Source organism: Humibacillus xanthopallidus (assembly GCF_006716675.1).
Taxonomy (GTDB): Bacteria; Actinomycetota; Actinomycetes; order Actinomycetales; family Dermatophilaceae; genus Humibacillus; species Humibacillus xanthopallidus_B.
Genome location: NZ_VFPM01000003.1, coordinates 456,310 through 482,500 on the forward strand (window position 1 = coordinate 456,310; position 26,191 = coordinate 482,500).

21 protein-coding genes are annotated in these 26,191 nt (G+C 71.0%); 11 read left to right on the top strand and 10 right to left on the bottom strand.

From position 1 onward, the window contains the following. Positions 1–83 precede the first annotated feature (83 nt). From FBY41_RS17235 to FBY41_RS17260, 6 genes are all read left to right on the top strand, one after another. On the top strand, positions 84–1,895 hold the full coding sequence (locus FBY41_RS17235) for an ABC transporter substrate-binding protein (RefSeq protein WP_141845502.1): 1,812 nt from the start codon (positions 84–86) through the stop codon (positions 1,893–1,895). A 22-nt stretch (positions 1,896–1,917) separates the two neighbouring features. Continuing rightward, positions 1,918–2,979 carry an ABC transporter ATP-binding protein gene (locus FBY41_RS17240; protein ID WP_141845503.1) on the top strand — a complete coding sequence of 354 codons (1,062 nt, stop codon included), beginning with the start codon at positions 1,918–1,920 and terminating at the stop codon, positions 2,977–2,979. Beyond that, positions 2,976–4,076, top strand: a complete 1,101-nt coding sequence (locus FBY41_RS17245) for an ABC transporter ATP-binding protein (protein WP_141845504.1) — start codon at positions 2,976–2,978, stop codon at positions 4,074–4,076. The genes FBY41_RS17240 and FBY41_RS17245 overlap by 4 nt, the downstream gene beginning before the upstream one ends. Beyond that, positions 4,073–5,089 carry an ABC transporter permease gene (locus FBY41_RS17250; protein WP_141845505.1) on the top strand — a complete coding sequence of 339 codons (1,017 nt, stop codon included), beginning with the start codon at positions 4,073–4,075 and terminating at the stop codon, positions 5,087–5,089. The genes FBY41_RS17245 and FBY41_RS17250 overlap by 4 nt, the downstream gene beginning before the upstream one ends. Positions 5,090–5,101: 12 nt before the next feature. Beyond that, positions 5,102–6,061 carry an ABC transporter permease gene (locus tag FBY41_RS17255; protein WP_141845506.1) on the top strand — a complete coding sequence of 320 codons (960 nt, stop codon included), beginning with the start codon at positions 5,102–5,104 and terminating at the stop codon, positions 6,059–6,061. Positions 6,062–6,217: 156 nt separating this feature from the next. Further along, positions 6,218–7,435 carry a hypothetical protein gene (locus FBY41_RS17260; RefSeq protein WP_141845507.1) on the top strand — a complete coding sequence of 406 codons (1,218 nt, stop codon included), beginning with the start codon at positions 6,218–6,220 and terminating at the stop codon, positions 7,433–7,435. A 140-nt stretch (positions 7,436–7,575) separates the two neighbouring features. Here the strand turns inward: FBY41_RS17260 and prcA are convergent, their stop codons facing one another. From prcA to FBY41_RS17285, 5 genes are all read right to left on the bottom strand, one after another. Next, on the bottom strand, positions 7,576–8,391 hold the full coding sequence (gene prcA, locus FBY41_RS17265; RefSeq protein ID WP_141845508.1) for a proteasome subunit alpha: 816 nt from the start codon (positions 8,389–8,391) through the stop codon (positions 7,576–7,578). Then, entirely contained in the window at positions 8,388–9,221 is an 834-nt protein-coding gene (gene prcB / locus FBY41_RS17270) for a proteasome subunit beta (RefSeq protein ID WP_141845509.1), read from the bottom strand. Before prcB ends, prcA begins: the two co-directional genes overlap by 4 nt. Next, the gene (locus FBY41_RS17275) at positions 9,218–9,424 is read right to left on the bottom strand and encodes a ubiquitin-like protein Pup (protein WP_141845510.1); all 207 of its coding nucleotides are present in this window, start codon (positions 9,422–9,424) and stop codon (positions 9,218–9,220) included. The genes prcB and FBY41_RS17275 overlap by 4 nt, the downstream gene beginning before the upstream one ends. Before the next feature lie 212 nt (positions 9,425–9,636). Then, positions 9,637–11,157, bottom strand: coding sequence for a depupylase/deamidase Dop (gene dop, locus FBY41_RS17280; protein WP_141845511.1), 1,521 nt, complete (start codon positions 11,155–11,157; stop codon positions 9,637–9,639). A gap of 67 nt (positions 11,158–11,224) precedes the next feature. Beyond that, entirely contained in the window at positions 11,225–13,738 is a 2,514-nt protein-coding gene (locus FBY41_RS17285; RefSeq protein ID WP_141845512.1) for a lysylphosphatidylglycerol synthase transmembrane domain-containing protein, read from the bottom strand. 72 nt (positions 13,739–13,810) lie between these two features. On the opposite strand from FBY41_RS17285, the gene FBY41_RS17290 reads away from it, so the two are divergent. The 3 genes from FBY41_RS17290 to FBY41_RS17300 are packed head-to-tail and all read left to right on the top strand — an operon-like array spanning position 13,811 to position 16,230. Continuing rightward, complete coding sequence (locus tag FBY41_RS17290; RefSeq protein WP_141845513.1) at positions 13,811–14,809, top strand: alpha/beta hydrolase; 999 nt, start codon at positions 13,811–13,813, stop codon at positions 14,807–14,809. A gap of 39 nt (positions 14,810–14,848) precedes the next feature. Then, positions 14,849–15,841 (top strand): ribose-phosphate diphosphokinase, encoded by a 993-nt coding sequence (locus FBY41_RS17295; RefSeq protein WP_141845514.1) that lies wholly within the window; start codon positions 14,849–14,851, stop codon positions 15,839–15,841. Beyond that, positions 15,838–16,230, top strand: coding sequence for a DUF3054 domain-containing protein (locus tag FBY41_RS17300; RefSeq protein ID WP_141845515.1), 393 nt, complete (start codon positions 15,838–15,840; stop codon positions 16,228–16,230). The genes FBY41_RS17295 and FBY41_RS17300 overlap by 4 nt, the downstream gene beginning before the upstream one ends. Before the next feature lie 21 nt (positions 16,231–16,251). Here the strand turns inward: FBY41_RS17300 and arc are convergent, their stop codons facing one another. The 4 genes from arc to FBY41_RS17320 all read right to left on the bottom strand — a co-directional run bounded on the left by arc (position 16,252) and on the right by FBY41_RS17320 (position 20,919). Further along, positions 16,252–18,030: a proteasome ATPase gene (arc, locus tag FBY41_RS17305; protein WP_141845516.1), complete on the bottom strand. Its 1,779-nt coding sequence runs from the start codon at positions 18,028–18,030 to the stop codon at positions 16,252–16,254. 58 nt (positions 18,031–18,088) lie between these two features. After that, positions 18,089–19,174, bottom strand: a complete 1,086-nt coding sequence (locus FBY41_RS17310) for a tRNA (adenine-N1)-methyltransferase (protein ID WP_141845517.1) — start codon at positions 19,172–19,174, stop codon at positions 18,089–18,091. A gap of 11 nt (positions 19,175–19,185) precedes the next feature. Then, positions 19,186–19,581, bottom strand: a complete 396-nt coding sequence (locus tag FBY41_RS17315; protein ID WP_141845518.1) for a single-stranded DNA-binding protein — start codon at positions 19,579–19,581, stop codon at positions 19,186–19,188. Between the two features lie 150 nt (positions 19,582–19,731). Continuing rightward, positions 19,732–20,919, bottom strand: coding sequence for a site-2 protease family protein (locus FBY41_RS17320; protein WP_141845519.1), 1,188 nt, complete (start codon positions 20,917–20,919; stop codon positions 19,732–19,734). A 71-nt stretch (positions 20,920–20,990) separates the two neighbouring features. On the opposite strand from FBY41_RS17320, the gene FBY41_RS17325 reads away from it, so the two are divergent. After that, positions 20,991–21,830 (top strand): RecB family exonuclease, encoded by an 840-nt coding sequence (locus FBY41_RS17325; RefSeq protein ID WP_141845520.1) that lies wholly within the window; start codon positions 20,991–20,993, stop codon positions 21,828–21,830. A gap of 124 nt (positions 21,831–21,954) precedes the next feature. Then, a complete protein-coding gene (gene asnB / locus FBY41_RS17330; RefSeq protein WP_141845521.1) occupies positions 21,955–24,801 on the top strand; it encodes an asparagine synthase (glutamine-hydrolyzing) in 2,847 nt (948 codons plus the stop codon). On the opposite strand, the gene FBY41_RS17335 is transcribed toward asnB, so the two are convergent. Beyond that, entirely contained in the window at positions 24,791–26,182 is a 1,392-nt protein-coding gene (locus tag FBY41_RS17335) for an aspartate aminotransferase family protein (RefSeq protein ID WP_221629333.1), read from the bottom strand. The two genes, asnB and FBY41_RS17335, sit on opposite strands and share 11 nt — an antisense overlap. Between the last annotated feature and the right edge of the window lie 9 nt (positions 26,183–26,191).

The following is a 26,191-nucleotide window of genomic DNA, read 5'->3' on the forward strand; positions in this document are numbered from 1 at the left end:
TCGGCCGTGCCTAGCGTGAATCGGGCGGCCTCCTCGAGGGGCTGCCGAATCTGCATTCGTGCCCGTCACGGAAGAGGGACCTCATGACCAGGAACACCAGGGCGCTCACGTGGGTGGCCGCCATCGGAGCCGTCGGGCTGGGACTGACGGCGTGCAGCACCGGGTCGACCGGTGGCACCGGGGGCACCGCACCCGGCAGCTCCGCCGGCGCCGCGGCCGTGAGGGGCGGAACCCTCAACATGCTCGGCAGCGGCGACGTCGACTACATGGACCCCAACATCAGCTACTACAGCATCGGCTACCTCGGCCTGCGGGAGTGGAGCCGGCAGCTGTTCACCTACCCGGCCAGGGCGGGCGAGACGACGCACGCCGTACCCGACCTTGCCGCCGAGATGCCGACGACCGGAAAGGGGCTGAGTGCCGACGGTCTCACGTACACGATCACGATCCGGTCCGGCGCGAAGTGGAACACCTCGCCGGCCCGCCAAGTGACGGCCGCGGACCTGGTCCGCGGTGTGAAGCGCACCTGCAACCCCGCGCAGCCCTTCGGCGGCCTGCCCGACTACCTCGACCTCATCGTGGGGCTCAAGAGCTTCTGCGACGGCTTCGCCAAGGTGGGCCACACGCCGGCGGCCATGACGGCATACATGGACTCGACCCCGCTGCCGGGAGTCGTCGCCAAGGACGATCTCACGGTGAAGTTCACGCTGACCCACCCCGCCAGCTACTTCCCCGACATGCTGACGCTGCCCGCCTTCTCGCCCGCGCCCAAGGAGTACGACGCCTACGTGCCGGCGAGCGCCGAGCTCGCGTCGCACACGATCTCCGACGGGCCCTACATGATCGAGTCGTACTCCCCCACCAAGAACATCACCTTCACGCGCAACCCGGCCTGGTCCGCCGGCTCCGACCCGATCCGCAAGGCCTACGTCGACAAGATCGTCATCAACGAGACGGTCACCCAGGACTCCACCCAGCAGCAGCTGCAGACCGGCACGCCGACTGCCGACATGGAATGGGACAACTTCCCGCCGCCCTCGCAGCTGCCGGCGTTGATCGCAAAGAACGATCCCAACCTCAGCCTCGGTCCGACCTCGTCGAGCAACCCCTACGTCGTCTTCAACACCGTCTCCCCCAACACCAACGGGGCGCTCGGCAACGTCAAGGTGCGCCAGGCGCTGTCGGAGGCGATCAACCGCACCAACATCATCCAGGTGCTCGGCGGACCGAAGCTCAACGAGGCCCTGACCCACGTGGTGCCCTCGAACGTCATCGGCGGTGAGAACAACTTCGACCTCTACCCCTACAACGCGACCAAGGCCAAGGCCGACCTCGCCGCAGCCGGCTACCCCAACGGGCTCACCCTGAAGATGCTCTACCGCAACTCGTCGCAGGGCAGCAGCAAGACCTTCCAGACCGTCCAGCAGGACCTCTCCAAGATCGGCGTCACCGTCGTCGGCGTGCCGTCGCCGAATGCCGACTTCTACACGAAGTACCTCCAGGTGCCCACGGTCGCGCAACGTGGTGTCTGGGACCTGGCCGTCGCCGGCTGGGGCTCCGACTGGTACGGCAACGCCGCGCTGTCGTTCTTCAACCCGCTCTTCTACGGCAAGCCGGCCTTCCCACCGAACGGCAGCAACTTCGGTCTCTACGACAACCCGGCAACCAACGCGCTCATCCAGCAGGCCGGCTCCGCGAAGACGCAGGACGAGGCCGCCTCGATGTGGGCACAGGCCGACCAGGCGGTCATGAAGGACGCCCCCTTCTTCCCCATCACCAACCCGCTTCAGGCCAACTACCGCGCGAGCCAGGTGCAGGGCGCCGTCTACGTGCCGGCGATCCAGAACTTCGACCCGACCAACGTCTGGCTGAGCCCGGACAAGCAGGGCGGCTGAGCGAGAACCAGACGCCGACACCATGGCTCTCCTCGAGGTCCGTGACCTCCGCGTCGCCTTCAACACCCCCGACGGGGTGCTGGAGGCGGTGCGGGGGCTCTCCTTCGACGTCGACCGCGGCTCGACCCTCGCGATCGTCGGCGAGTCCGGGTCGGGCAAGAGCGTCGCGACCCAGACCATCACCGGGCTGACGAGCGGCGCACGGGTCAGCGGGTCGGCGCGCTTCGACGGCACGGAGCTCATCGGAGCCTCCTCGGAGGTGCTCCGCACGATCCGGGGCGCCCGCATCGGCATGATCTTCCAGGACCCGCTCTCGAGCCTGCACCCCTACTACACGGTGGGTTGGCAGATCGTCGAGATGATCCGGGCCCACGACCGCAGCGTGTCGACGGCGGCGGCCCGACGACGCGCTGCGGACCTGCTCGGCGTCGTGGGCATCCCCCACGCCCGGACCCGGATCGACGACTACCCCCACCAGTTCTCGGGCGGGATGCGCCAGCGGGTCATGATCGCCATGGCCATGGCGCTCGATCCCGTCCTGCTCATCGCCGACGAGCCGACGACGGCGCTCGACGTCACGGTGCAGGCGCAGGTGCTCGCCGTGATGCGGCGGCTGCAGGAGGACTTCGGCACCGCCATCATCCTCATCACCCACGACCTCGGGGTCGTGGCCGAGATGTCCGACGAGGTGGTCGTCATGTATGCCGGGTCGGCCATGGAGCGCGCCGCGCGGCGCACCCTCTTCTACGCCAACCACCACCCCTACAGCGAGGGCCTGCTCGGCTCGCTCCCCGCGAGGGGCGGCGCGCGCGACCGCCTGACGCCCATCCTCGGGGTCCCCCCGTCGCTCATCGGCCTGCCTGCCGGGTGTCCCTTCGCGCCTCGCTGTCCGTACGCGTTCGCCCGGTGCTGGAGCGAGACACCGCCGTTGCGCATGGTGTTCGACGACCCCGCCCACACCTCGGCCTGCTGGCTGACGACGGTCCTCGGCGATCGGGAGTCGCTGCGCGCGGCCCGCGTCCAGCGAGAGCTCGACCAGCCGCGGGCGAGCACCCCCGCGCCGCGTGTCGAGGTCGGCCCATGACCGAGCCCCTGCTCCGCGTCGAGGGGCTCACGAAGTCCTTCCCCGTCAGCTCCGGCAGCTGGCGCCGCGACACCGCCAAGGTGCACGCCGTCGACGACGTCACGCTCGAGATCGATGCCGGCGAGACCCTCGGCCTGGTGGGCGAGACCGGCTGCGGCAAGTCGACCCTCGCGCGCTGCATGGCGCGGCTCTACGACGTCACGAGCGGCACGGTGTGGTTCGACGGCCGTGACATCACCCATCTCGACCGGCGCGAGATGCGCGTCGTGCGCCGTGACGTCCAGATGATCTTCCAGGACCCCTACGGCTCGCTCAACCCACGGCGCAGGGTCGGCGCGATCATCGGGGACCCGTTCGTCATCCACGGCACCGCGACGGGGCGCGAGCTGAAGACGAAGGTGCAGGACCTCATGGCAACCGTCGGGCTCAACCCCGAGCACTACAACCGATTCCCCGCGGAGTTCTCGGGGGGCCAGCGCCAGCGCATCGGCGTGGCGCGGGCGCTGGCCCTTCGTCCCAAGCTCGTCATCTGCGACGAGCCGGTCTCAGCGCTCGACGTCTCCATCCAGGCCCAGATCATCAACCTGCTCATCGACCTGCAGGACGAGTTCTCGCTCACCTACCTCTTCATCACCCACGACCTGTCGGTCGTGCGCCACGTCAGCGACCGCATCGCAGTCATGTACCTCGCCAAGGTGGTGGAGACGGCACCCACCCCCGCGCTCTTCAGCACGACCCGGCACCCGTACACGCGTGCCCTGTTGTCGGCGCTCCCCGTGCCCGACCCGGACCTCGCCGACAGCCGCGAGCAGATCGTCCTCTCCGGCGACCTGCCGACTCCCACCGACCCGCCCTCGGGCTGCCGCTTCCACACGCGGTGTCCCAAGGCGCGCCAGGACTGCGTCGCGACGGAGCCGGCACTGCGTCCGGTGCTCGGTGACACGGTCGAGCACCCGACCGCCTGCCACCACCCGCTGACCATCGGCGAGGACCTCTCCCTGGCCCGTCCTCACATCGACGCCGCGCAGACGGTCGACGACGACGCCGTCCCACTCGGGGCCGCGGCCCCGACCGAGCCCGGTGGAGAGTCCCGATGAGCATCGTTCCTCCCCACGACCCCACGGACCCCACGGCCCCCCGGCTGACCGACCTCGAACCCCAGGCGGAGGCGCCGGCCTTCCTCACCCCGGAGGACGTCGACGAGCGGCCCCTCGAGGCCCGTCACATCGAAGGGCGCAGCCCGTGGCTCCTCGCGTGGCAGCGGCTGCGCCGCGACCGGGTGGCGATGGGCTCCCTCGTCGTCATCGGGCTCATCATCCTCCTCGCCATCTTCGCCCCGGTGACGACGGCGATCACGGGACACCCGCCGAACGAGCAGTACCGCGAGACCGGCCTGTCCCCCGACGGCCTCCCCCTCCCACCGAGCTCGGAGTTCTGGCTGGGCACCGACGACCTCGGGCGCGACATCTTCGTGCGGATCGCCTACGGCGCCAGGGTCTCGCTCCTCGTCGGTGTCGCAGCCACGCTCATGACGGTGCTGATCGGCGTCGTCGTCGGGCTGGCGGCCGGCTTCCTCGGGGGCGCCGTCGACACGCTGCTCGCCCGCCTCATCGACCTCGTGCTGTCGATCCCGTTCCTGCTCGTCGCCATCGCGCTCGTGTCGATCACCGGGCCGAGCCTCGCCGTGACCGTGCTCGTCATCGGCTTCTTCAGCTGGGCGGCGGTCGCCCGCATCGTCCGAGGTCAGGTGCTGTCGCTGCGCGAACGGGAGTTCGTCGAGGCGGCGCGCTCGCTGGGGGCCTCCGACCGCCGCATCATGTTCGTCGACATCATGCCCAACATCCTCGCCCCCGTCATCGTCTATGCGTCCCTGCTCATCCCGGTCGTCATCGTCGTCGAGGCGACGCTGTCCTACCTCGGCCTCGGGCTCGCGCCGCCGACGGCCGACTGGGGCGGCATGATCAGCGACGCCCAGAACTACTACACGACGGCGTGGTGGTTCATGGTCTTCCCCGGACTGGCCCTGCTGATGACGACCCTGGCCTTCAACCTGTTCGGCGACGGCGTGCGCGACGCGTTCGACCCGCGCAGCGACCGGATCTTCGAGTGAGGGGCTGAGTCGATGGCACGCTTCCTCCTCCGCCGACTGGCTCTGGGCCTGCTCATCATGTGGCTCATCTCCCTGGCCGTCTTCGCCCTCTTCTTCATCGCCCCCAACGACGTCGCGCGCACCCTGGCCGGCCGCCAGGCGACCCCCGAGACGGTCGCGCTCATCTCGGCGCGGCTCGGTCTCGACCAGCCGATCTGGAAGCAGTACCTCGACTTCCTCGGCAAGGCGCTGCACGGCGACCTGGGCTACGACTACTACCACCAGGTGCCGGTCACCGAGATCATGGCGCAGGCGCTGCCGATCACCCTGAGCCTCGTCGTGGGCGGCGCCATCATCTGGCTCGTCATGGGCGTCTTCAACGGCGTCGTCTCGGCGATCCGCCCGCGGTCGGTCACCGACCGCTCGCTCACCGCCTTCGCACTCTTCTTCTACTCCATGCCGACCTTCTTCCTCGGCCTGCTCCTGCTCTACTTCCTCTACTACCAGCTGACCGTCGCCGGCTACCCGATCTTCCCGCCGGGCGGCTACGCGCCCCTGAGCGAAGGCTTCGGGCCGTGGCTGCAGCACATGATCCTGCCGTGGTTCACGCTCGCCCTCGTCTCGGCCGCGACCTACACCCGCCTCACCCGCGCCTCGATGCTCGAGGTCCTCGGCGAGGACTACGTGCGCACCGCCCGAGCCAAGGGCATCCGCGAGAGCCGCGTCATCACGCGGCACGCCCTGCGCGCGGCCCTGACCCCGATCGTCACCCAGTTCGGCATCGACGTGGGCGCGCTCGTCGGAGGCGTCGTCGTCACGGAGACGGTCTTCAGCCTGCCCGGCCTCGGCAAGACCTCGATCGATGCCATCAACCAGCAGGACCTGCCGGTCATCATCGGAATCGTCCTGTTCGCCTCGCTCGCGGTCGTCGTGGCCAACATCGTCGTCGACATCTTCTATGCCGTGCTCGACCCCCGCGTGCGGCTCCACTGAGCCGCTCCGCAGTGAGGTCACCTCAAACCGGGCCAGACCCACCCGTGCCTCAATCGTGACGGTGCCGAAGCCGACCTGCTTGGGCGTGTTGGGGTGTGGCCTGTCAAAATGGCGGCTGTCCACCCCTCCCAGCTCCACCCCCTGCATTGGACGGTCATGATCGACAGACCACACTTCAAGTTCTCCCGTCGCGGCTACGAGCCCGAAGAGGTCGACTCCTTCATCGAGTCGCAGAACCGCACCCTCCAAGCCGCCAAGAAGGACGCTGCCGAGCGCAGCGTCGAGCTCACGAAGCTCAACGCCGCCCTGACCGACCTCCGGGGACAGCTCGGTCAGCAGTCGCGCGTGATGGCCGACCTCAAGAAGCAGAACACGCCGGCTCCTGCGCAGACGTTCGCCGACCTGGGCGAGCGGATCGCCCAGATCCTCACGCTCGCCGAGCAGGAGGCCGCCGACATGAAGAGCCGTGCGGTCGCCGAGGCCGACGAGATCCGCGAGCGCGCCAACCGGTCGGCCGCTGAGCTCAAGTCGACGACGACGACGTATGCGGAGCAGGCCCGGGCCCGTGCCGACGAGGAGGCCGTGCGGATCATCGCCCAGGCCAACCGCGAGGCCCAGGCCATCGTCGCCGAGGCCCAGAGCGTCACCGCGGCCCAGCGCCAGGAGGCGGCAGCCGAGTTCGAGGCCCACCGCCTGCGCGCCTCCACCGCGTCCGCCGAGCTCGAGATGTCGCTCGCCGCCCGCCGTGAGCAGGCCGACACGGAGTTCGAGCAGCGCCGCAAGCAGCAGGAGCAGCTGCTCGCCGAGTCCGAGACGCGGCTGCGCCAGATCACCGAGCGCGGTGAGCGCGAGGCTGCCGACCTGCGAGCCAGGGCCGAGCGCACGCTCGAGAACGCCCAGTCGCAGGCCGACCAGATCGTCTCCGAGGCCCGCGACCACGCCTCGCGCCTGCGTGAGGAGTCCGACCGCGAGCTGGCGGCTGCCACGGCGCAGCGCAACAGCATCACCGCCCAGCTGGCCAACGTCCGTCAGATGCTCTCGACCCTCGGTGGCGGCGCCCTCGCCGACGTCCTCGGCAGTGAGACGGCCGCTCCGAAGGCCGAGGAGCGGGCTCCTGCAGCCGCCCCCGAGTCCGAGCAGCAGGCCGAGCCGCAGGCGCAGCAGGCGCAGCAGGACGACTCGGCCGGCGACAACGGTCAGCCCGGCTCAGGCGACGAGGACGCTTCTGAGGAGCCGGTCGACGAGTCGGCGCAGGAGTCCGGAGACGCCGCGGCTGACGACACCGCTGAGCAGGAGGGCGAGCAGCCCTACGGCTCGACCGCGTCGTCCTACTACCAGCGCGGCAACGCGCCCGTGGGTGCCTCGACGAACTGACGTCCCAGGGCTTGCACGACGGAGGCCGTCCACCCATCAGGTGGACGGCCTCCGTCATCTGCTGCCGTGTGCCGGGTGGCCCGGCCGCGTGCCCGGGCATCGGTCCGCGCCCGGCCACACCTGCCTCGGGGGGACGGTCGTCAGACCGCGGGCCCCGGGTCGCTCGGCGAGGAGGTGCCGTCGTCGGCGCTGTCACCGCTCAGCACCTCGGGATGGCCCGGGTGGCCCTCGTCCGTGCTCGGAGCGTCTGACGTGGGGTTGACGTGGCTCAGCAGGCTGGTCAGCAGGGGCCCGACGATGCGCCGGAAGGTGCGGCGCGGACGCTCCCGGTCGAGGACCGCGACCTCGAGCTGTGAGGCCCCGATCTCGCGGCGCTCACCGTTGTCGCCCGACGCGGCGAGCACGTCGACCGCGAGCCGGAGCGACTCGCCGAGCGAGAGGCCCGGCCGCCAGGCCGCCCCGAGCCGCTCCTCGGCCTTCTCGCTCGCTCCGCCCATGACGACGAAACCCTGCTCGTCGGCGACGGACCCGTCGTAGGTGAGGCGGAAGATCTGGTCCTCCTCGGGCGTGAGCCCCACCTCCGCCACGACGATCTCGATCTCGAAGGGCTTGGACTCCTGGGTGAAGACGGCTCCGAGCGTCTGCGCATACGTGTTGGCGAGGGCCCTCGCGGTGACGTCGGTGCGGTCGTAGGAGTAGCCCCGCAGGTCGGCGTAGCGGATGCCCGCGACCCGGAGGCTCTCGAACTCGTTGTAGCGGCCGACCGCGCCGAAGGCGATCCGGTCGTAGATCTCGGACACCTTGTGCAAGGCACGGGAGGGGTTCTCCGCGACGAAGGCGATGCCCTTGTCGTAGCCGAGCACGATGACCGAGCGTCCACGCGCAATTCCCTTGCGCGCGAAGTCCGCCCGGTCCTTCATGACCTGCTCGGGCGGGACGTAGAACGGCATGCTCATCGGGCACCCCCGGGGTTGTCGCGTCGCGCGGCCACGATCCGTTGCACGTGGGCCTCGAGGTCGGGCTGGGAGACGAAGCGGGAGCCCATCCGGTCGACGACAGCCACCGTCGGCCAGATCTGGCGGCCGAGGTCGGGGCCACCGGTGGCCGAGTCGTCGTCGGCGGCGTCGTAGAGCGCCTCGACGGCGATGCCGACGGCCGCCTCCTCGGCGAGGCCCGGGCGCCAGAGCTTCTTGAGCGAGCCCCGGGCGAAGACCGAGCCGGAGCCGGTCGAGTGGTGGCCTCCCTCGATGTAGCAGCCGCCCGTAACGTCATAGGAGTAGATGCGTCCCGCGTCGGTCTCGAGGTCGAAACCGGCATAGGTCGGCACGACGGTCAGGCCCTGCATGGCGAGCGCGAGATTGCCCCGGATCATCGAGGCGAGGCGGTTGGCCTTGCCCTCGAGCGACATGATCGCGCCCTCGATCTTCTCGTAGTGCTCCAGCTCGACCTGGTAGAGGCGGACGAGCTCGATGGCCACCCCGGCGGTGCCGGCGATGCCGACGACGCTGTAGCTGTCGGCGGCGAAGACCTTCTCCATGTCACGGTTGGCGATGACGTTGCCCATCGTCGCCCGGCGGTCGCCGGCCATGATGACGCCGCCGTCGAAGAGCAGCGAGACGATCGTCGTCCCGTGCGGCGCCTCGAGGCTGGCCCCCGACGGCAGGGGGCGGCCCGAGGGCAGCAGCTCGGGGCGGTAGGCGCTGACGAAGTCGGTGAAGGACGAGCTGCCCGCGACGAGGAAGGCGTCGTCGAGCCGGCGGGCCCGCCCCGTGGGGTCGGCCGTCACTCTCCGCCCTTCTGGACGAACCCGCGCACGAACTCCTCGGCGTTGGACTCGAGCACCCCGTCGATCTCGTCGAGGACGCTGTCGATGTCGTCGCTCAGGCCCTCCTTGACGGCGGCTCCCGACGGCGCCGCGGGCGGTGCCTCGGGGGCGTCGGGCACCTCGTCCTCACGGCGCTGCGGCTTTGCGTGTTCCTGACCCGGCATGGCTACCTCCTGGGACGTGTGACCTCTTCCCCCGACCCTAACGCGTGAGCCCGTCGTGACCGAGCACCGGGCAGAGGTCGCGGACGGCATACGGGCGGGGTCGGAGGGGCTCGTCCTCGCCCCGGGAACCCCCGTGCACCACGGGCGCCCGGCCCTCACCCTCAGGGATGCCGCACCGGAGTCCGGTTGCCAGGCAGACGCGCCGTCCCGCCTCAGTCGGGTGTCGCGAGCCCGCGGAGCAGGGCGGTCACGTCGGCACTCTCCTCGAGGAGCGTCCCGACCTGCGCCCGGGTGCCGCGCTCGGGCTCGAGGATCGGCACGCGCTGCAGGCTCGCGTGACCGGGCACGTCGAAGACGACGGAGTCCCAGCTGGCCGAGAACACCTCGGACCCGAAGCGACGCACACAGCTGCCTCGGAACCACGCACGGGTGTCCTCGGGCGGCGTCGTCTGGGCAGCGCGGACCTGCTCGGGAGTGACGAGGTCGACGGTGCGGCCCCGGTCGCGAAGGCGGTGCACGAGCCCCTTCTCGGGGCGCACGTCGGCCCACTGGATGTCGACGGCTGCGAGGCGGTGGTCGTCCCAAGCCAGGCCGTCACGGGCTCGGAAGCCCTCGAGGAGCTGGAGCTTCGTCACCCAGTCGAGCATGCCCGCGCACGACATGACGTCGTGGCCGAGCCGGGTCAGCACGTCCTCCCACAGCGTCATCACCTCGGTCGTGGCCTCGGGCTCGGGATCGTCGCCCCGCAGCTCGAGCCAGCGCTTGGCCGCCTCGAGGTAGAGCCACTGCACGTCGAGCCCGGTCATGACCCGGCCGTCGACGAGCTCGACGGTGGCGCGCAGGGTGGGGTCGTGCGACACGGTCTGCAGGGCCGCCACCGGACGACGGATCGACCAGTCCTCGGTCAGGTGCCCGTCCTCGATCATGCCGAGCACGAGCGAGGTCGTGCCGACCTTGAGCAGGCCCGCGACGTCGAGCAGGTTGGCGTCGCCGATGATGACGTGCAGGCGGCGGTAGCGGTCGGCGACGGCGTGCGGCTCGTCGCGGGTGTTGATGATGGGTCGCTTGAGCGTCGTCTCGAGACCGACCTCGGTCTCGAAGAAGTCGGCCCGCTGGGAGATCTGGTAGCCCGCTCCCCTGCTGTCGACGCCGATGCCCACCCGCCCGGCGCCGCAGACGACCTGCCGGGTGACGAAGAACGGGATGAGGTGGCGCACGATGTCGGGGAAGGCCGTGCGTCGCGGCATGAGGTAGTTCTCGTGGGTGCCGTAGGACTGGCCCTTGCCGTCCGCGTTGTTCTTGTAGAGGTTGACCGGCGGCTGCCCCGGGCGTGAGGCCAGCAGGCGCACGGACTCGAGCGCGATCGCGTCACCGGCGCGGTCCCAGATGACGGCGTCGCGCGGCAGGGTCACCTCGGGCGAGCTGTACTCCGGGTGGGCGTGGTCGACGTAGTAGCGCGCGCCGTTCGTCAGCACGACGTTGGCGAGGGTCGGGTCCTCGATGTCGGTGAGCTGGCTGGGGTCGGCGGACAGCCGGTCGAGCTGCCACCCGCGAGCGTCGCGCAGGGGGTCCTCGAAGGCGTAGTCCCAGCTCGACTGGTTGGAGCGGATGCCCTGCGCGGCGGCATACACGCTGATCACCTGCCCCGAGAGGAACATCGGGTTGGCCATCGGGTCGCCCGGCACGGAGATGCCGTACTCGGTCTCGAGCCCCATGATCCGCCGCACCGTCATGGTCAGGACGATAACCGGCGCCGGGTGGCTCCCTCTCCCCCGCCCGCCGTATGCCGCCGGGCCGGGGTCAGATGGCGCCGATCTTCTGGAGGCGGTTGAGCGAGAACCAGCCGAACGGGATCGGCAGCCAGTAGGTCGCGAGGCGGTAGAGCAGGACGGCCGAGACCGCGGTGCCGCCGGGCACGCCGATCGCGATGAGACCCGCAGACATCGCCGCCTCGATGCCGCCGAGACCACCGGGGGTCGGCACCGCGGAGCCGATGATGGCGCCGGCGAAGTAGACGACCGCGACGGCGGGGATCGGCGCGTCGGAGCCGAAGGCCCGGGTGGCGCAGACGAGCGAGGCGACGAAGGAGACGTCGAGCAGCAGGGCTCCACCGAGCAGCTGCGCCAGCTTCTTCGGGTGCTGGAAGATCGCCAGCACCTGGGGCACCGCGGAGCGGACCTGCGGCATCACCCGGTCGGTGATGACGCCGCGCACCTTGGGCACGGCGAGCAGCCCGATGGCGACGATGACGACGGCGAGGATCCCCGCCACGAGCACGGGCGACGGACTGAAGGAGACCGCCGGCCCGGTGCCGGCGAGCACGCCGGCGACGACGAGGAGCACGAAGTACGAGCAGAACTGGGCCACCTGCGCGACACCCACGCTCGCGCCGGCGACCGCAGGCGGAAGACCCGAGGTCTGCAGGTAGCGGGTGTTGAGCGCGATGTTGCCGACGGCCGCAGGCGCGACGAGCCCGCTGAAGGCGACGGCGAGCTGGGTCATGTAGGTGCGGATGAACCGCAGGTGGATCTGCACCGCGCCGGCGAGGGCGATCGACGCACCGGCGAACGTGGCCGCGGCGAAGACGACGAGCACGATGACCCACTCCCACTGCGCCGTCCTGATCACCTCGCCGAGGTCGACCTGGGCCAGCTGGGTGAGCACGAGGTAGCCCGCCACGACCCCACCGATGAGGGTGACGACCGACCGCAGGGTGACCCGGCGCAGCTCGACGGGGGCGACCTCCTCCGTCGACGGCCGCAGCGTCATGAGCTCGTCGCGCAGCTCTCCGAGCAGGCCCTTGCGCTCCTTGAGCGCCGACCGGGTGTCGGGGGTGAGCGCGACCGACTGGAGCACCGGCACCGCACGCACCACGGCCTCCTTGCCGAGCGCGTTGACGGCCGAGGAGACAGCCCGCTGGGGCCCCACGACGATCGCGACGCTCGTCAGCAGCTGGGCGAGGTCGATGCGCAGGGTGATGTCGTCGGCCGCGAGGTCGCCGGCACCGAGCGTGCGCAGCCCGACCCGCCCCTCGGCGTCGATGAGCACGGCCCGGCGGCTGAGGCCGCGGTGGGCGATCCGGCGACGGTGCAGGGTCTGCACGAGCCGCCACACCTGGGCCAGCTGCTCGTCGTCGAGGTCGTCGAGCTCGGCCAGGGTCACGCCTTGCGGCTCGACGTAGGCGATGACGGCGGCGAACGGGCCCACCTCGGAGACGGCCACCGGCCGGGGTGCGTGCACACCGGCGTCCGCGAGCAGCAGCCCCATGAGCGTGCGGTGCTCGAGCTCGGCGCGCAGGGTCACGGCAGGAGGCCGGGAGAAGCCGCTTCGGAGGCGGACGGCACGCAGCAGGCGCCGCCCCGAGGCGAGGCCGAAGGTGTCTCGGTCGATGACGTGGACGTCGACCGACCCGCTCTCGGTCGTGCCGGCATACCGCCTGTCGCCGGCGGCGTTGGCGTCGACGAGCCGGAGTCGCTCGAGCGGCACGCCGGTGTCGAGCAGCACCCGGGCGACGTCGACCCCGGGGGGCCGGGTCGAGACAGCGCCGAAGCCGACCCGGAAGGCGAGGCCGACGAGCCAGCCGAGCAGGAGCGAGCAGATGAGAGCCGTCAGCGTGACGAGGCCGGAGAGGAAGGTCGTGAGGACCGTGGCGGCGACAACGGTCGTGGCGATCGGCGAGATCCACTTGCGCCCGGCGATGTCGGCGACGGTGAGCAGCGCGATCATCGAGACGACGACGATGTCGAGGGGCGGGCTCTGACCTGTCGACGTCGGACGCGAGAGCACGTCGGTGAGGAAGCCGCCGTGCCCGGTCGTCACGAGCGCGACGCAGATGATGACGAGGATGCCGCCGACGACCGCGGCTCCGAGGGCCTGCACGAGCTGGAGCGGACGGCGGCGCACGAGCAGGTCGGCACCCACCGCGATGGGCAGGAGCACCGCCCCGAGACCGCTCAGCCACGCGAGCAGCGTCAGCAGGATGCGCGGCAGGCCTCCGGTCGCCTCGGCGAGGTCCTGCTCGACCGCGCCGCGGGTGCCCACCGCGAGGTCGGCGAGGACGAAGCCGAGCACGAGGAACAGGGTGACGACGGCGAGCCGGATCGCGTCGGCGGGCCGTCGCACACGATCGGGGATCGGGGGTTCGATGACCTCGACCGCGGCCGCGGGGTCGACCGGCTCGTCCGGTTGGGCGGGCTGATCGGCGTCGACCGGCTCGACGACCGTGACGGCCGTGACGGGCTCGGTTGGCTCGACCCGCACGCCGTGGTCCGCGTCGGGTTCGCCGCCCTCGCGGGGCTCGTCTGGGCTGGGCACCCCATCATCCTGCCTGACCGGGGGGCGGCAAACCTGCAGGCGGGCCCTGCGCGCCGTGCGAGACTGCGCAGCGTGACACGCAGCAGCTCGTGGGACATGCCCCTGCGCACCCGCCTCGTCGTCCGGGCGGTCGCTCGCGAACGAGGATCCATCGCCACCCTCGACCCCCGCGAGATCCCCATCGTGCGTGCCTGGACCGCGCCCGCGCGGCCGCCCTACAGCTGGATCACGGGGCGGGTCCGTCGAGACGTCACCATCGGCGCGACCGCCTTCCGTGCCCGTGACGGACACCAGGTCGCCGTGCGCACCTACCGCCCCACCGGCACGGGAGCCGCGCCGCTGCCGGTCCTCGTGTGGTTCCACGGTGGCGGGTGGGTGCTCGGCAACACGCAGTCCTACGACCCGGTGTGCAGCGCCGTCGCCCACGACGCCGGGGTGCTCGTCGTCAGCGTCGACTACCGGCTCGCCCCGGAGTTCCGCGCCCCGCAGGCGGCGCTCGACTGCGTCGACGCCGTGCGGTGGGTGGCGTCGGCAGGGACGGCACTCGGGGCTCGCACGGAGGGGATCGGCGTGGCCGGCGACTCGGCGGGCGCCAACCTCGCTGCGGTCGTCGCCCAGGTCGTGCAGTCCGAGGGCGGAGCGCAGCTCACCCACCAGAGCCTCGTCTACCCCGCTGTCGACGCCACGATGAGCCAGCCGTCGATCGCCGAGCACGCTGACGCGCCGGTGCTCACGCGAGCCGACATGGAGGCCTTCCTCTCGTACTACCTCGGAGAGGGCCCGGACGCCCTCGACCGACGCGACCCGCTCGTCTCGCCGCTGTATGCCGCGCAGCTCGCCGGGCTGCCCCCGGCGCTCGTGCAGACGGCCGACCTCGACCCGCTGCGCGACGACGGCGCGGTCTACGCCAGGGCACTGCGCGATGCGGGCGTCGAGGTGACCCTGACGAACTACCCCCGCGTCCCCCACGGCTTCCTCAGCTTCCCGGGGGCGACGGCCGCCCGGTGGGCACCGTGTGACGAGCTCATCACCTGGGTCGCGCGGCACGCGCACCGACCGCGTGTCGGCTAGGGTCGAAGCGCACGCGAACCTCGAGAGAGCTGGCTCGGAGTGAATGACGTCGTCGTGTTCAGCGGGTCGGCACACCCGGCCCTCGCCGACAGGATCTGTGGCCACCTCGGGGTGAGCCGGTCGCCCGTCGACATCAAGCGGTTCAGCAACGACTGCCTTCAGGCGCAGCTGCTGGCCAACTGCCGCCAGCGCGACGTCTACATCGTGCAGCCCCTCGTGCCACCGACGCAGGAGCACCTCATGGAGCTGCTCCTCATGATCGATGCCGCCCGAGGAGCATCCGCCGCGCAGATCACGGCCGTCATGCCGCACTACGCCTACGCCCGCTCCGACAAGAAGGACGCCTCGCGCATCTCCCTCGGCGGCCGGCTCGTCGCCGACATGATCTCGACCGCCGGGGCGCACCGCGTGCTCACGATGGCGCTCCACGCGCCACAGGTGCACGGCTTCTTCTCCACCCCTGTCGATCACCTCACCGCCATCGGTGTGCTCGCGGACCACTACCGCGGCACCGACCTCACCGACTGCATCGTCGTCAGCCCCGACCTCGGCAACGCGAAGGTGGCGACGCAGTTCGCGCGGCTGCTGGGGCTGCCCGTGGCCGCCGGCGCGAAGCAGCGCATCTCCGACGACCGCGTCGTCATCGACTCCATCGTGGGAGACGTCGCCGGTCGGCGAGCCATCGTGCTCGACGACGAGATCGCGACCGGTGGCTCGATGCTGGAGCTCATGGACCGCCTCAAGGACGCCGGCACCACCGAGGCGTCGATCGTCTGCACGCACGGGCTCTTCGCGGGCAAGGCCGTCGAGCGCCTCCGCGACCACCCGTTCGTCACGGAGGTCGTCACGACCGACACCGTTCCGCCGCCACCCGGGTGGCCCGAGCTCACCGTGCGCTCGGTCTCGGCCCTCTTCGCCGAGGCGATCAGCCGGATCCACCACGGCCGGTCGGTCAGCTCGCTCTTCGAGGGCGTCGACCCGACCCACGCACCCCCACAGGCCCGGCTCCCGTTCGACGACACGCCGTCATGAGCACCGCTGCGGCCCTCCTGCGCCGTCCACCGGTCGCGTTCGCGCTCGACGTGGTGCTCGTCATCGTCTTCGCGGCGGTCGGGAGGGCCAGCCACGACGAGGCGAACCCCGTCATCGGTGCCCTCCTCACCGCGTGGCCCTTCCTCGTGGGCACGTTGGTCGGGTGGGCCGTCGTCCGCGTCCTGCGCAAGGCGTGGCCGCTCGAGGTGGGGCCGGGCATCACCGTATGGTTCTCGACCCTGCTCATCGGGATGGTGCTGCGACAGGCCACTGGTCACGGCACGGCTGTCAGCTTCGTCCTCGTGGCCGCCGTCGTGCTCGCCTTCTTCCTCATCGGCTGGCGGGCCCTCGAGGCGCAGCTCCTCAGGCGGTCGAGGCCGTCCGCGTGAGGAGCTGGCGCACCCTGGGCATCAGAGGTACTGGCCGGTGTTGGCCGTGGCGATGGAGCGGCCCGGCTCGGTGCCGTCCTTGCCCTTGATGAGCGTGCGGATGTAGACGATGCGCTCGCCCTTCTTGCCGCTGATCCGCGCCCAGTCGTCGGGGTTGGTCGTGTTGGGCAGGTCCTCGTTCTCCTTGAACTCGTCGACGCAGCTGCTCATGAGGTGCTCGATCCGGATGCCCTTCTGCCCTGTCGTCAGGAAGTCCTTGATCGCGAGCTTCTTGGCCCGGTCGACGATGTTCTGGATCATCGCGCCCGAGTTGAAGTCCTTGAAGTAGAGGATCTCCTTGTCGCCGCCCTGGTAGGTCACCTCGAGGAAGCGGTTCTCGTCCATCTCGGAGTACATCCGCTCCACCGCGGCCGTGATCATGGCCTCGATGGTGGCCTCGCGATCGCCGCCGTGGACGGCGAGGTCGTGCTCGTGCAGGGGCAGGGTCTCGGTGAGGTACTTGCTGAAGATGTCACGGGCGCTCTCGGCGTCGGGCCGCTCGATCTTGATCTTCGCGTCGAGACGGCCAGGGCGCAGGATCGCGGGGTCGATCATGTCCTCGCGGTTCGACGCACCGATGACGATGACGTTGTCGAGCCGCTCGACGCCGTCGATCTCGGCGAGCAGCTGCGGCACGATCGTCGTCTCGACGTCGCTCGAGACCCCGGACCCGCGAGTGCGGAAGAGCGAGTCCATCTCGTCGAAGAAGACGACGACCGGGGTGCCGTCGGAGGCCTTCTCGCGCGCGCGCTGGAAGATGAGCCGGATGTGCCGCTCGGTCTCACCGACGTACTTGTTGAGCAGCTCCGGGCCCTTGATGTTGAGGAAGTAGCTCTTCTCGGTCTGCTTGCCCGTGCGCTCGGCCACCTTGCGCGCCAGCGACGCTGCCACGGCCTTGGCGATGAGCGTCTTGCCGCAGCCGGGAGGGCCGTAAAGCAGCACACCCTTGGGCGGCTTGAGCGCGTGCTCCTTGTAGAGCTCGGGGTGCAGGAACGGCAGCTCGACGGCGTCGCGGATCTGCTCGATCTGACCGGCCAGGCCGCCGATGTCCTCGTAGGCGACGTCGGGGACCTCCTCGAGGACGAGCTCCTCGACCTCGAGCTTCGGGATGACCTCGTGGACGAAGTTGGACCTCGGGTCGAGCGTCAGCGAGTCGCCGACCCGGATGAGCTCGCCGAGCAGGGGGTTGGCGAGCCGGCAGACCCGCTCCTCGTCGCCGTGCGTCACCACGACGACCCGATGGGCGTCGAGCTTGTCCTTGACGGTGACGACCTCGCCGACCCGCTCGAAGCCGTGCACCGACACGACGTTGAGCGCCTCGTTGAGCATGACCTCGCGGCCGAGGCCGAGCTCCCCGACCTCGACGGATGGACTCACGGCCACGCGCATCTTGCGGCCGCCGGTGAGGATGTCGACTGCGCCGTCCTCCGGCTCGTCCATGACGAGCCCGTAGGTGCTCGGCGGCTGAGCGAGACGGTCGACCTCCTTCTTGAGGGTGACGATCTGCTCGCGGGCCTCCTTGAGCGTGCGCACGAGGCGCTCGTTCTGCGTCGACAGGGTCGAGAGGCTCGTCTGCACGTGGGCCAGGCGGGCCTCGAGCTCGCGCGTGCGCTGCGGGGAGACCCGTGCCGCATCGCGCAACGCCTCGACCTCGGAGCGCAGTGCGGCGAGCTCGCGCTCGCTCGTGCCCGGGCTCGACGAGCCCGTGGCCTCGGAGCCGCCGTCGCCCCCGTGATTCCAGCTGCTGACGTCGTCTGACATCTCGGCCTCCTCATCCGTCACTCGCACACCGTGACGATTCGACCCTAACCCGAGGTCGTCAGTTGTCGTCAGATGTTTCAGTCAGTGATCGCCGGACACGGCGGATCGTCTTGTCGCTCTTGACTCGTTCGCCCATCGCCTCGGGTGTCCACGCGTCGTCGGGCACGTCGAGGGCCGCGAGCGAACCGGGCTGTGTCGCCCCGGCAGACTCGGCCGCCGGTGTGGTGTGCGTACCCACCGCGACGCCATCCACCACCGGGTGGGAGCCCTTCGCCGGTCGGCGCGTGCGCTCCGGGGGCACGACGCCCGGCGCGAGCCGCCGCGTCGTGATGAGGAAGCCGGTGTGGCCGTGCATGCGGTGCTGCGGGCGCACCGCGAGCCCCTCGAGGTGCCAGCCGCGCACGAGCGACTCCCAGGCGCTGGGCTCCGTGAACCCACCGTGCAGGCGCATGCCCTCGGCGACTCGGCTCAGCTGGGTGGTGGTCGCGACGTAGCAAATGAGGACACCACCGGGGATGAGGGCGTCGGCGACCGCGTCGAGGCACTCCCACGGCGCGAGCATGTCGAGCACCACACGGTCGACCGTGCCCGGCGCGACCGTGGCGGGGAGGCTCTCGACGAGGTCGCCCACGGTGACGGTCCACGCCGGGTGGTCACCGCCGAAGAAGGCGCGGCCGTTGCCCTTGGCGATCTCGGCGAAGTCCTCGCGGCGCTCGAAGGAGAGCAGCCGCCCGTGCTCGCCGATTGCCCGCAGCAGCGACATCGAGAGCGCGCCGCTGCCCACGCCGGCCTCGACCACCGTCGCGCCCGGGAAGATGTCGGCCATCGTCACGATCTGGCCGGCGTCCTTGGGGTAGACGACGGCGGCCCCGCGAGGCATCGACATGACGTAGTCGCTGAGCAGCGGTCGCAGGGCGAGGTACTCGACTCCGGCGGTGTTGGTCACGACCGACCCGTCGGGGGCCCCGATGAGGTCGTCGTGCCGAAGGAAACCGCGATGGGTGTGGAACTCGCGCCCCGGCTCGAGGGTGATCGTGTGCAGACGACCCTTGGGGTCGGTCAGCTGGATCCGCTCGCCGACCTCGAACACACCGCGTCGGTTGTGGGCGCTCCCGGCAGGGATGGTCGGCGCGGCTTCGCTCATGGGAGCACAGTCTAGGAGGCCACGGGCGCCCCTCTCGCCACCCTGCGGACCGATGCCGCCTCGACCTCGTAGCGGCTCTGTCGCCCCGCCGGCCCACCGTAGAAGCGCCGCCGGAGCGCCCCACCCACCTCGACGCCGTCGCCTGCGGCGAGACGCAGCGCGGCCCGACGGGTGCGCGCCGTCCAGCACACGACGTCGATGGTGTCGACGGGGGCTCGCCGCACCTCGGCGCCCCCGGTGGCTCGCCGTGCCGCCGCGCCCTCCCGGGAGACGATCACCCGCAGCGTGACGATGACGTCGCCGCTCGGCAGCGTGCGCTCCTCCCCCGGCGCCGAGGCCCGGCCCCGCAACGCGACCTCGTTGAGCGCCGGCGCCCCACCAGGCTCGTCGCCTCCACCCCTGCTCATCTCGCCATCCCTTCCGGCCCGACCGTCGCGAGCCCTCCGGGGCCAGCATCACCGGTGCGATCGGCTCGCACGGGACCGGCCGCGAACCTGTGGACGACGTGCGGGCGATGCCCGGGAGGTGTGGACGGAAGCGGCGGTGGTGCGCGGGGGTCAGCGGCGGCCGCGTCGGGCGAGCTGGGCGCCGACGACCGCGTTGATGCGATCGGCCGTCGCGAGGCCGAGCACCGAGCGGGACGTCGAGTCGACGACGACGGCATACGAGAGGCTGCGCTCGCTCATGACCCGGATGAGGTCGGTGAGGACGTCGGACGCCGACAGGCCCACGACCCAGGCGCCCGGCTGGGCGACCGTGACCGACGACAGGGTGGTGCGCGGACGCGCCTCATGCGGGACGGCCTGTGCCGCACCGGTCTCCACGACCCCGACGGGCCACCCCCGGTCGTCCGAGGTGACGAGCCAGACCCGGTCGTCAGGTCCTCGGCGGTCCGGGGTGGGGCGGAGGGCACCCGAGGCGAGCGCCGCGTCGGCCTGGGCCACCGTCGTGGTGGCCGGGAGCACGACGACGGGCTCGAGGACCTCGGCGGCCGGCTGCGCCGTGGCCTCGTGGATGTGTCCGGCACGGATGGCGCCGGTGGCGCCCTGCCAGAGGAACGCCGCGATGACGATCGGGAAGATCATCCCGAAGGCGTCACCGGGCTGCCCGCGCAGGAACGGCACGAGCACGAAGTACGCGACGGTCGCCACCGCGACGACGCGGCCCAGCCAGCCCGCGACGACGAAGCCCGCGCCGCGCCGACCCGTCACCCGCCACACGAGCGCGCTGACGATCTGACCCCCGTCGAGGGGAAGTCCCGGCAGGAGGTTGAACAGACCGACGAACAGGTTCGCGAACGTGATGATCTCGAGCAGGAGCAGCGCCGTGTCGTTCGTCGTGACGGAGTGCAGGAGGAAGCCGACGACCGCAAGAGCGAGGTTGGCGAGCGGCCCCACGACCGCGATGAGAGCGGTCGTGCCGGGCGAGGTGCGCGTGGAGTCGTAGACCGTGTGACCGCCCCAGACGTCGGCGACGATGCGATCGACGGGGTGGCCGCTCCAGCGGGCCGCCAGGGCGTGCGCCGCCTCGTGGACGAGCACCGAGAGCAGCAGCAGCAGGGCGTAGCCCGCGGCGGCGAGGTAGCCGTACTCCGGGCCGCGGTCGGGCCGCGCGAGGTTGGGCCCGAAGACGACGACGATGACGACGGCGATGACCGGCCACGACCGGCCCAGGTAGATCGGCGAGCCCGCCAGCGACCCGATCTGCCAGCCGTACGGCGATCGGCGGCCGGCGGGTGTGGACATCCTCAGAGCCTATGCCCTCGTGCTGTGGGGAGCGGTCGGGCGCTGTCGCCGCCGCGGCATACAGTCGCCCCATGGTCGCAGCCCTCTCACCCAGCCGAGCCTCGGACTTCATGACCTGTCCGATGCTCTATCGCTTCAGGGTCATCGACAAGCTCCCCTCGCCGCCCACCCCGGCCACGGCGAGGGGCACGCTCGTGCACGCCGTGCTCGAGCGACTCTTCGACCTGCCCGCGACCGAGCGCACCATCGACGCGGCCGTCGGACTGGTGCCCCAGGAGTGGGAGCGGCTCGCTGCCGAGGAGCCCGCGATGCTCGACCTGTTGACCGAGCACGACGGCAGCACCGACGCCTGGTTCGCTGGTGCTCACGCGCTGCTCGAGACCTGGTTCGGGCTCGAGGACCCGACTCGTCTCGAGCCCGCGGAGCGCGAGCTCTATGTCGAGACCGAGATCGACGGCCTCGTGCTGCGCGGCTACGTCGACCGTCTCGACGTCGCCCCCGGCGGTGCCATGCGGGTGGTCGACTACAAGACGGGTCGCTCGCCCTCGGAGCACTTCGAGGCCAAGGCGCTCTTCCAGATGAAGTTCTACGCACTCGTCCTGTGGCGACTGCGCGGCGAGATCCCGCGACGGCTCCAGCTCGTCTACCTCGGCAACAGCGAGATCGTCGCCTACGAGCCCGACGAGCAGGACCTGCTCGGCACCGAGCGCAAGGTCAAGGCGTTGTGGGCCGCCATCGAGCGCGCGGCGACGACCGGCGACTGGCGACCCAGCCCGAGCCGCCTCTGTGACTGGTGCGACCACAAGCCGCTTTGCCCGGCGTGGGGCGGCACACCTCCCCCGCTGCCCGACGACGCGGCCCGTCGCGCCGTCGACCCGACGGTCACCGGCCAGGTGGAGATCGACGACTGACATCCGGCCCACAGCCACCCTTCGCTCAGAAATCTCCCAGAGCGGCCCGGCACCCTCGAGGTGGTTGCAGTCGGCAGCCGTTCGATCCCGCGGTCGCCCCGCGGGAAGCGAAGGAGAACGTGGCATGTGCGGCATCGCTGGTTACATCGGCCTCGAGGCCGACCCGGACCTCCTGCGACGGATGAACATCGCCCAACGGCATCGTGGGCCTGACGCCCACGGCACCTTCGTCGACCGCGCGGTCGGGCTGGCCCACCAGCGACTGTCGGTCATCGACGCCGAGGGTGGTCGCCAACCGATGACGACCGGCGACGGCCGGTTCACGCTCGTCTACAACGGTGAGGTCTACAACTACCCAGAGCTCCGTGAGGAGCTCATCGCCCTCGGGCGCACCTTCCACACCGAGAGCGACACTGAGGTCGTCCTCCAGGCGTATGCCGAGTGGGGCGCGGACGCCTTCGACAGGTTCAACGGGATGTTCGGCCTCGCCGTGTGGGACCGCGACGAGCAGACGCTCGTGCTCGCGCGCGACCACTTCGGCATCAAGCCGCTCTACCTGGCCCGGGTGCCCGGCGCCGCGCCCGACGACGACGACGCGTGGCTCTTCGCGAGTGAGATCCGGCCGCTGCTCGCAACCGGCCTGATCGAGGCGCGGCCCGACGAGCAGACCCTCTACCGCTACCTGCGCTTCCGGATCCACGACGACGGCCGTGAGACCTTCTTCGACGGCATCGAGCGGCTGCTGCCGGGCGAGATGATGACGATCGCGCCGGGCGGCGTCGAGCGTCGGCTGTTCACCTCGCTCCGCGAGGACCTGCTGTCAACCGTCCCGGCCCGGCCCCACTACGACCCGTCCATGGTTGTCGACTTCCGCGAGCGGCTGGTCCAGGCCGTCCGGATCCGCCTGCGCTCCGACGTCCCCGTGGGAACCTCCCTGTCCGGGGGCCTCGACAGCTCTGCCGTCGTCGCGCTCATCGACGAGCTGCTGCCCGAGGCGGCGGCGCGGTCGGTCGGGTCTGCGCAGAACACGTTCTCGGCCGTCTTCCGCGGCTACCGCAACGACGAGGAGCGCTGGGTCGACGACGCGCTCGCCGGGCGTGAGTCACGGGTCAACGGGCACAAGGTGCGCCCCGGGTCGGCCGACCTCGTCGCCGACCTCACCGACTTCGTCCGCACCCAGGAGGAGCCGGTCATCTCGTCGGGCCCCTACGCGCAGTATTGCGTCATGCGTGAGGCCAGCCGGCACGTCACCGTCATGCTCGACGGCCAGGGCGCCGACGAGCTGCTCGCCGGCTACGTGCCGCAGCTCGTCGTCCACCTGCGACGTCTCGTCGAGCAGGACCGCCGCGCCGGGCTGCGCGAGGTGGCGGCGCAGCGCGACGTGCTCGCCGGTCTGGCCCGCGGACGCGTCCGCGGGCGTCTTCTCGCGGCCTTGCCCACCCGGGGTCGCGGGGCGGTGACCTCGCTGCTGCGGCCCACCTTCGTCGCAGCCCACCGGGAGCAGACGTATGCCGTGCCGACCACCACCCTGCGCGAACGCCTCGTGCACGACCTCTTCGAGGGGTCCCTCCCGGCCCTGCTGCGCTACGAGGACAAGAACGCGATGCGCTTCTCCCTCGAGGGACGCGTCCCCTTTCTCGACCTCGACCTCGTGCGTTTCGTCTTCGCCCAGCCGGACGACGCCGTCATCGGCGGTGGGTGGAACAAGCGGATGCTGCGCGACGCCGTCACCGACTTGCTCCCGGCGTCGATCACGCGGCGCCGCAACAAGATCGGGTTCACGACGCCCCAGAACGAGTGGTTCCACGAGCTGCGTGAGCAGATCTACGCCGTGTTCCTCTCCGAGTCGTTCGCGCGCCGCCCGTACTTCGACCGCACCGAGGTGCTCGGCGCCTTCGAGGCGTGGCTGAGCGGCACCGGTGGCCACGACTCGATGGTCTTCTGGCGCGTCCTCAACGTCGAGCTGTGGCTGCGCGAGTTCATCGACGCCCCCTCGGACCTGCCGCAGGCGGGGGCCGGGCGCGACCACCCCACCATGGAGGGCGGCCAGCACCCCGGCCCGCCGAGCTACCGAGCCAACCCCGGCAAGCAGATCGACCTCGTCCTCGAGGACGGAGGGACGGTGCGCCGCTACCCCGTGGCCACCTCTCGCGTGACGGAGGACGACGACCTCCACGCGACGGTGCTGCGTCACCTCGAGCCGTTCGTCGCAGGCCTCGCGGACGCCGGCGCCGAGCACCAGGCGATCCTGGGCCGGCCGTGGTACCTCTTCGTGTCGGAGAAGATCGTCGCGACCACCCAGCACCGGTCGCACTATCTGTGGGACATCGACGTCAAGCCCGCCGCACGCCTGCTCAGCAGGCACGTCACCCGCACCCCGGCCGGCATCGGGCTGGGCTCGCCCTTCACGATGCAGCTCGCGATCGACGAGGCCGGCCTCCCGCGGATCCTCTTCGCCTCGGCGGCTGCAGCGGCAGGTCGTCTCGTCGGCCGTCGTGGGCTCTTCTATGACCTCGTCGGCAGTGACGTGCGGGCCATCGACGGGCCGACGGAGTACTCCGTCCCGCCGGCCAACATGTCGGCCATGCTGGCGCCGGCCCATCCGGTCGCTGCCGCGACCGCGTTGTCCGCAGCGGTCAGGGCGGCACTGCCCGAGCCGTTCCGCTCTTCCTTCCGCGGCACGGTGGTCATCGACGCCAACGACCTCGGCTGCAACGTGCTCGGCACGGACGCGCCCGGGCCCTGGGCTCGCTTCGAGGAGATGTTCTCCGACAACCCGCTGGGCCAGGGCACGGAGCAGACGCCCCTCGCCGTCGTCGCCGAGGTCGAGACGACCACGGAGGCCGGCACCTCCCCTGCAGCGACTCACCATCGGGCCGCGCAGCATGCGGTCGTGACGCATGCGCGCCGCACGCCGGCGGGGGGCGCCCGGACCCGGACGCCCGACCCGACGGCATACCTCAGGCGGTGAACTCGTCGGCGACGCTGAGGGCCTCGTCGAGGATGTCGAGGCCCGCACGCACCTCGTCCGGCGTCGTCGTGCACGGGGGCACGACGTGCGTCCGGTTGAAGTGGGTGAAGGGCCAGAGGCCGCGCTCCTTGCACGCCGCGGCGAAGGCGAGCATCGGCTTGGCCGCATCACCCGCGGCGTTGAAGGGCACCAGCGGCTCGCGCGTCTCACGGTCGCGCACGAGCTCGAGCGCCCAGAAGACGCCGAGACCCCGCACGTCACCGACGCTGGGGTGCGTCGACGCCATCTCGCGCAGGCGGGGACCGATGACGTCCGTGCCGAGCAGGCGCGCGTTCTCGATGATGCCCTCCTCGTGGAAGGCGTTGATCGACGCGACCGCCGAGGCGCACGCCAACGGGTGGCCGGAGTAGGTCAGCCCACCGGGGAAGGCACGCTGGTCGAAGGTCGCGCGGATCTCGTCGGAGATGATGACACCGCCGAGGGGCACGTAGCCCGAGTTGACGCCCTTGGCGAAAGTGACGAGGTCCGGGCGGACGCCCCAGTGGTCGACGGCGAACCACTCACCGCAGCGGCCGAATCCGGCCATGACCTCGTCGGCGATGAGGACGATGCCGTGCTCGTCACACAGGTCGCGCACGCCCTGGAGGTAGCCGTCCGGAGGGACGAGGATGCCGTTGGTGCCGACGACCGTCTCGAGGATGATCGCCGCGATCGTGTGGGCGCCCTCGACCATGATCGTGTCGCGCAGGTGCTGCAGGGCACGGTCGCGCTCCTGCTCGTCGGTCTCGGAATGGAAGGCCGAGCGATAGGTGTAGGGACCCCAGAAGTGGACGATGCCCGGCTGACCCGGTTCGGACGGCCACCGACGGGGGTCGCCGGTCAGGGTGATCGCCGCGGCCGTGGCGCCGTGGTAGCTGCGGTAGGTCGCCATGACCTTGTGCCGGCCGGTGTGCAGCCGCGCCATCCGGATGGCGTTCTCGTTGGCCTCGGCGCCTCCGTTGGTGAAGAAGACCGCCGACAGTCCGTCCGGCGCCACCTCCGTGATGAGCCGGGCGGCCTCGCTGCGGGCGTCGTTGGCGAAGGCCGGCTGGATCGTCGCGAGGCGGGCGGCCTGCTCCTGGATCGCGGCGACGACCTTCGGGTGGCCGTAGCCGATGTTGACGTTGACGAGCTGGCTGCTGAAGTCGAGGTAGCGCTTGTCCTGGTAGTCCCAGAAGTACGAGCCCTCGGCCCGGGCGATGGGCAGCGGGTCGATGAGCCCCTGGGCGGACCACGAGTGGAAGACGTGGTCGCGGTCGAGCGTGCGCACCTGCTGCTCGCTCATCGCGTCGAGCAGGCCCGCGACGACGGTGTGCTGGTCGAGGTCGGTCAGATCTGTCATGGCGGGATC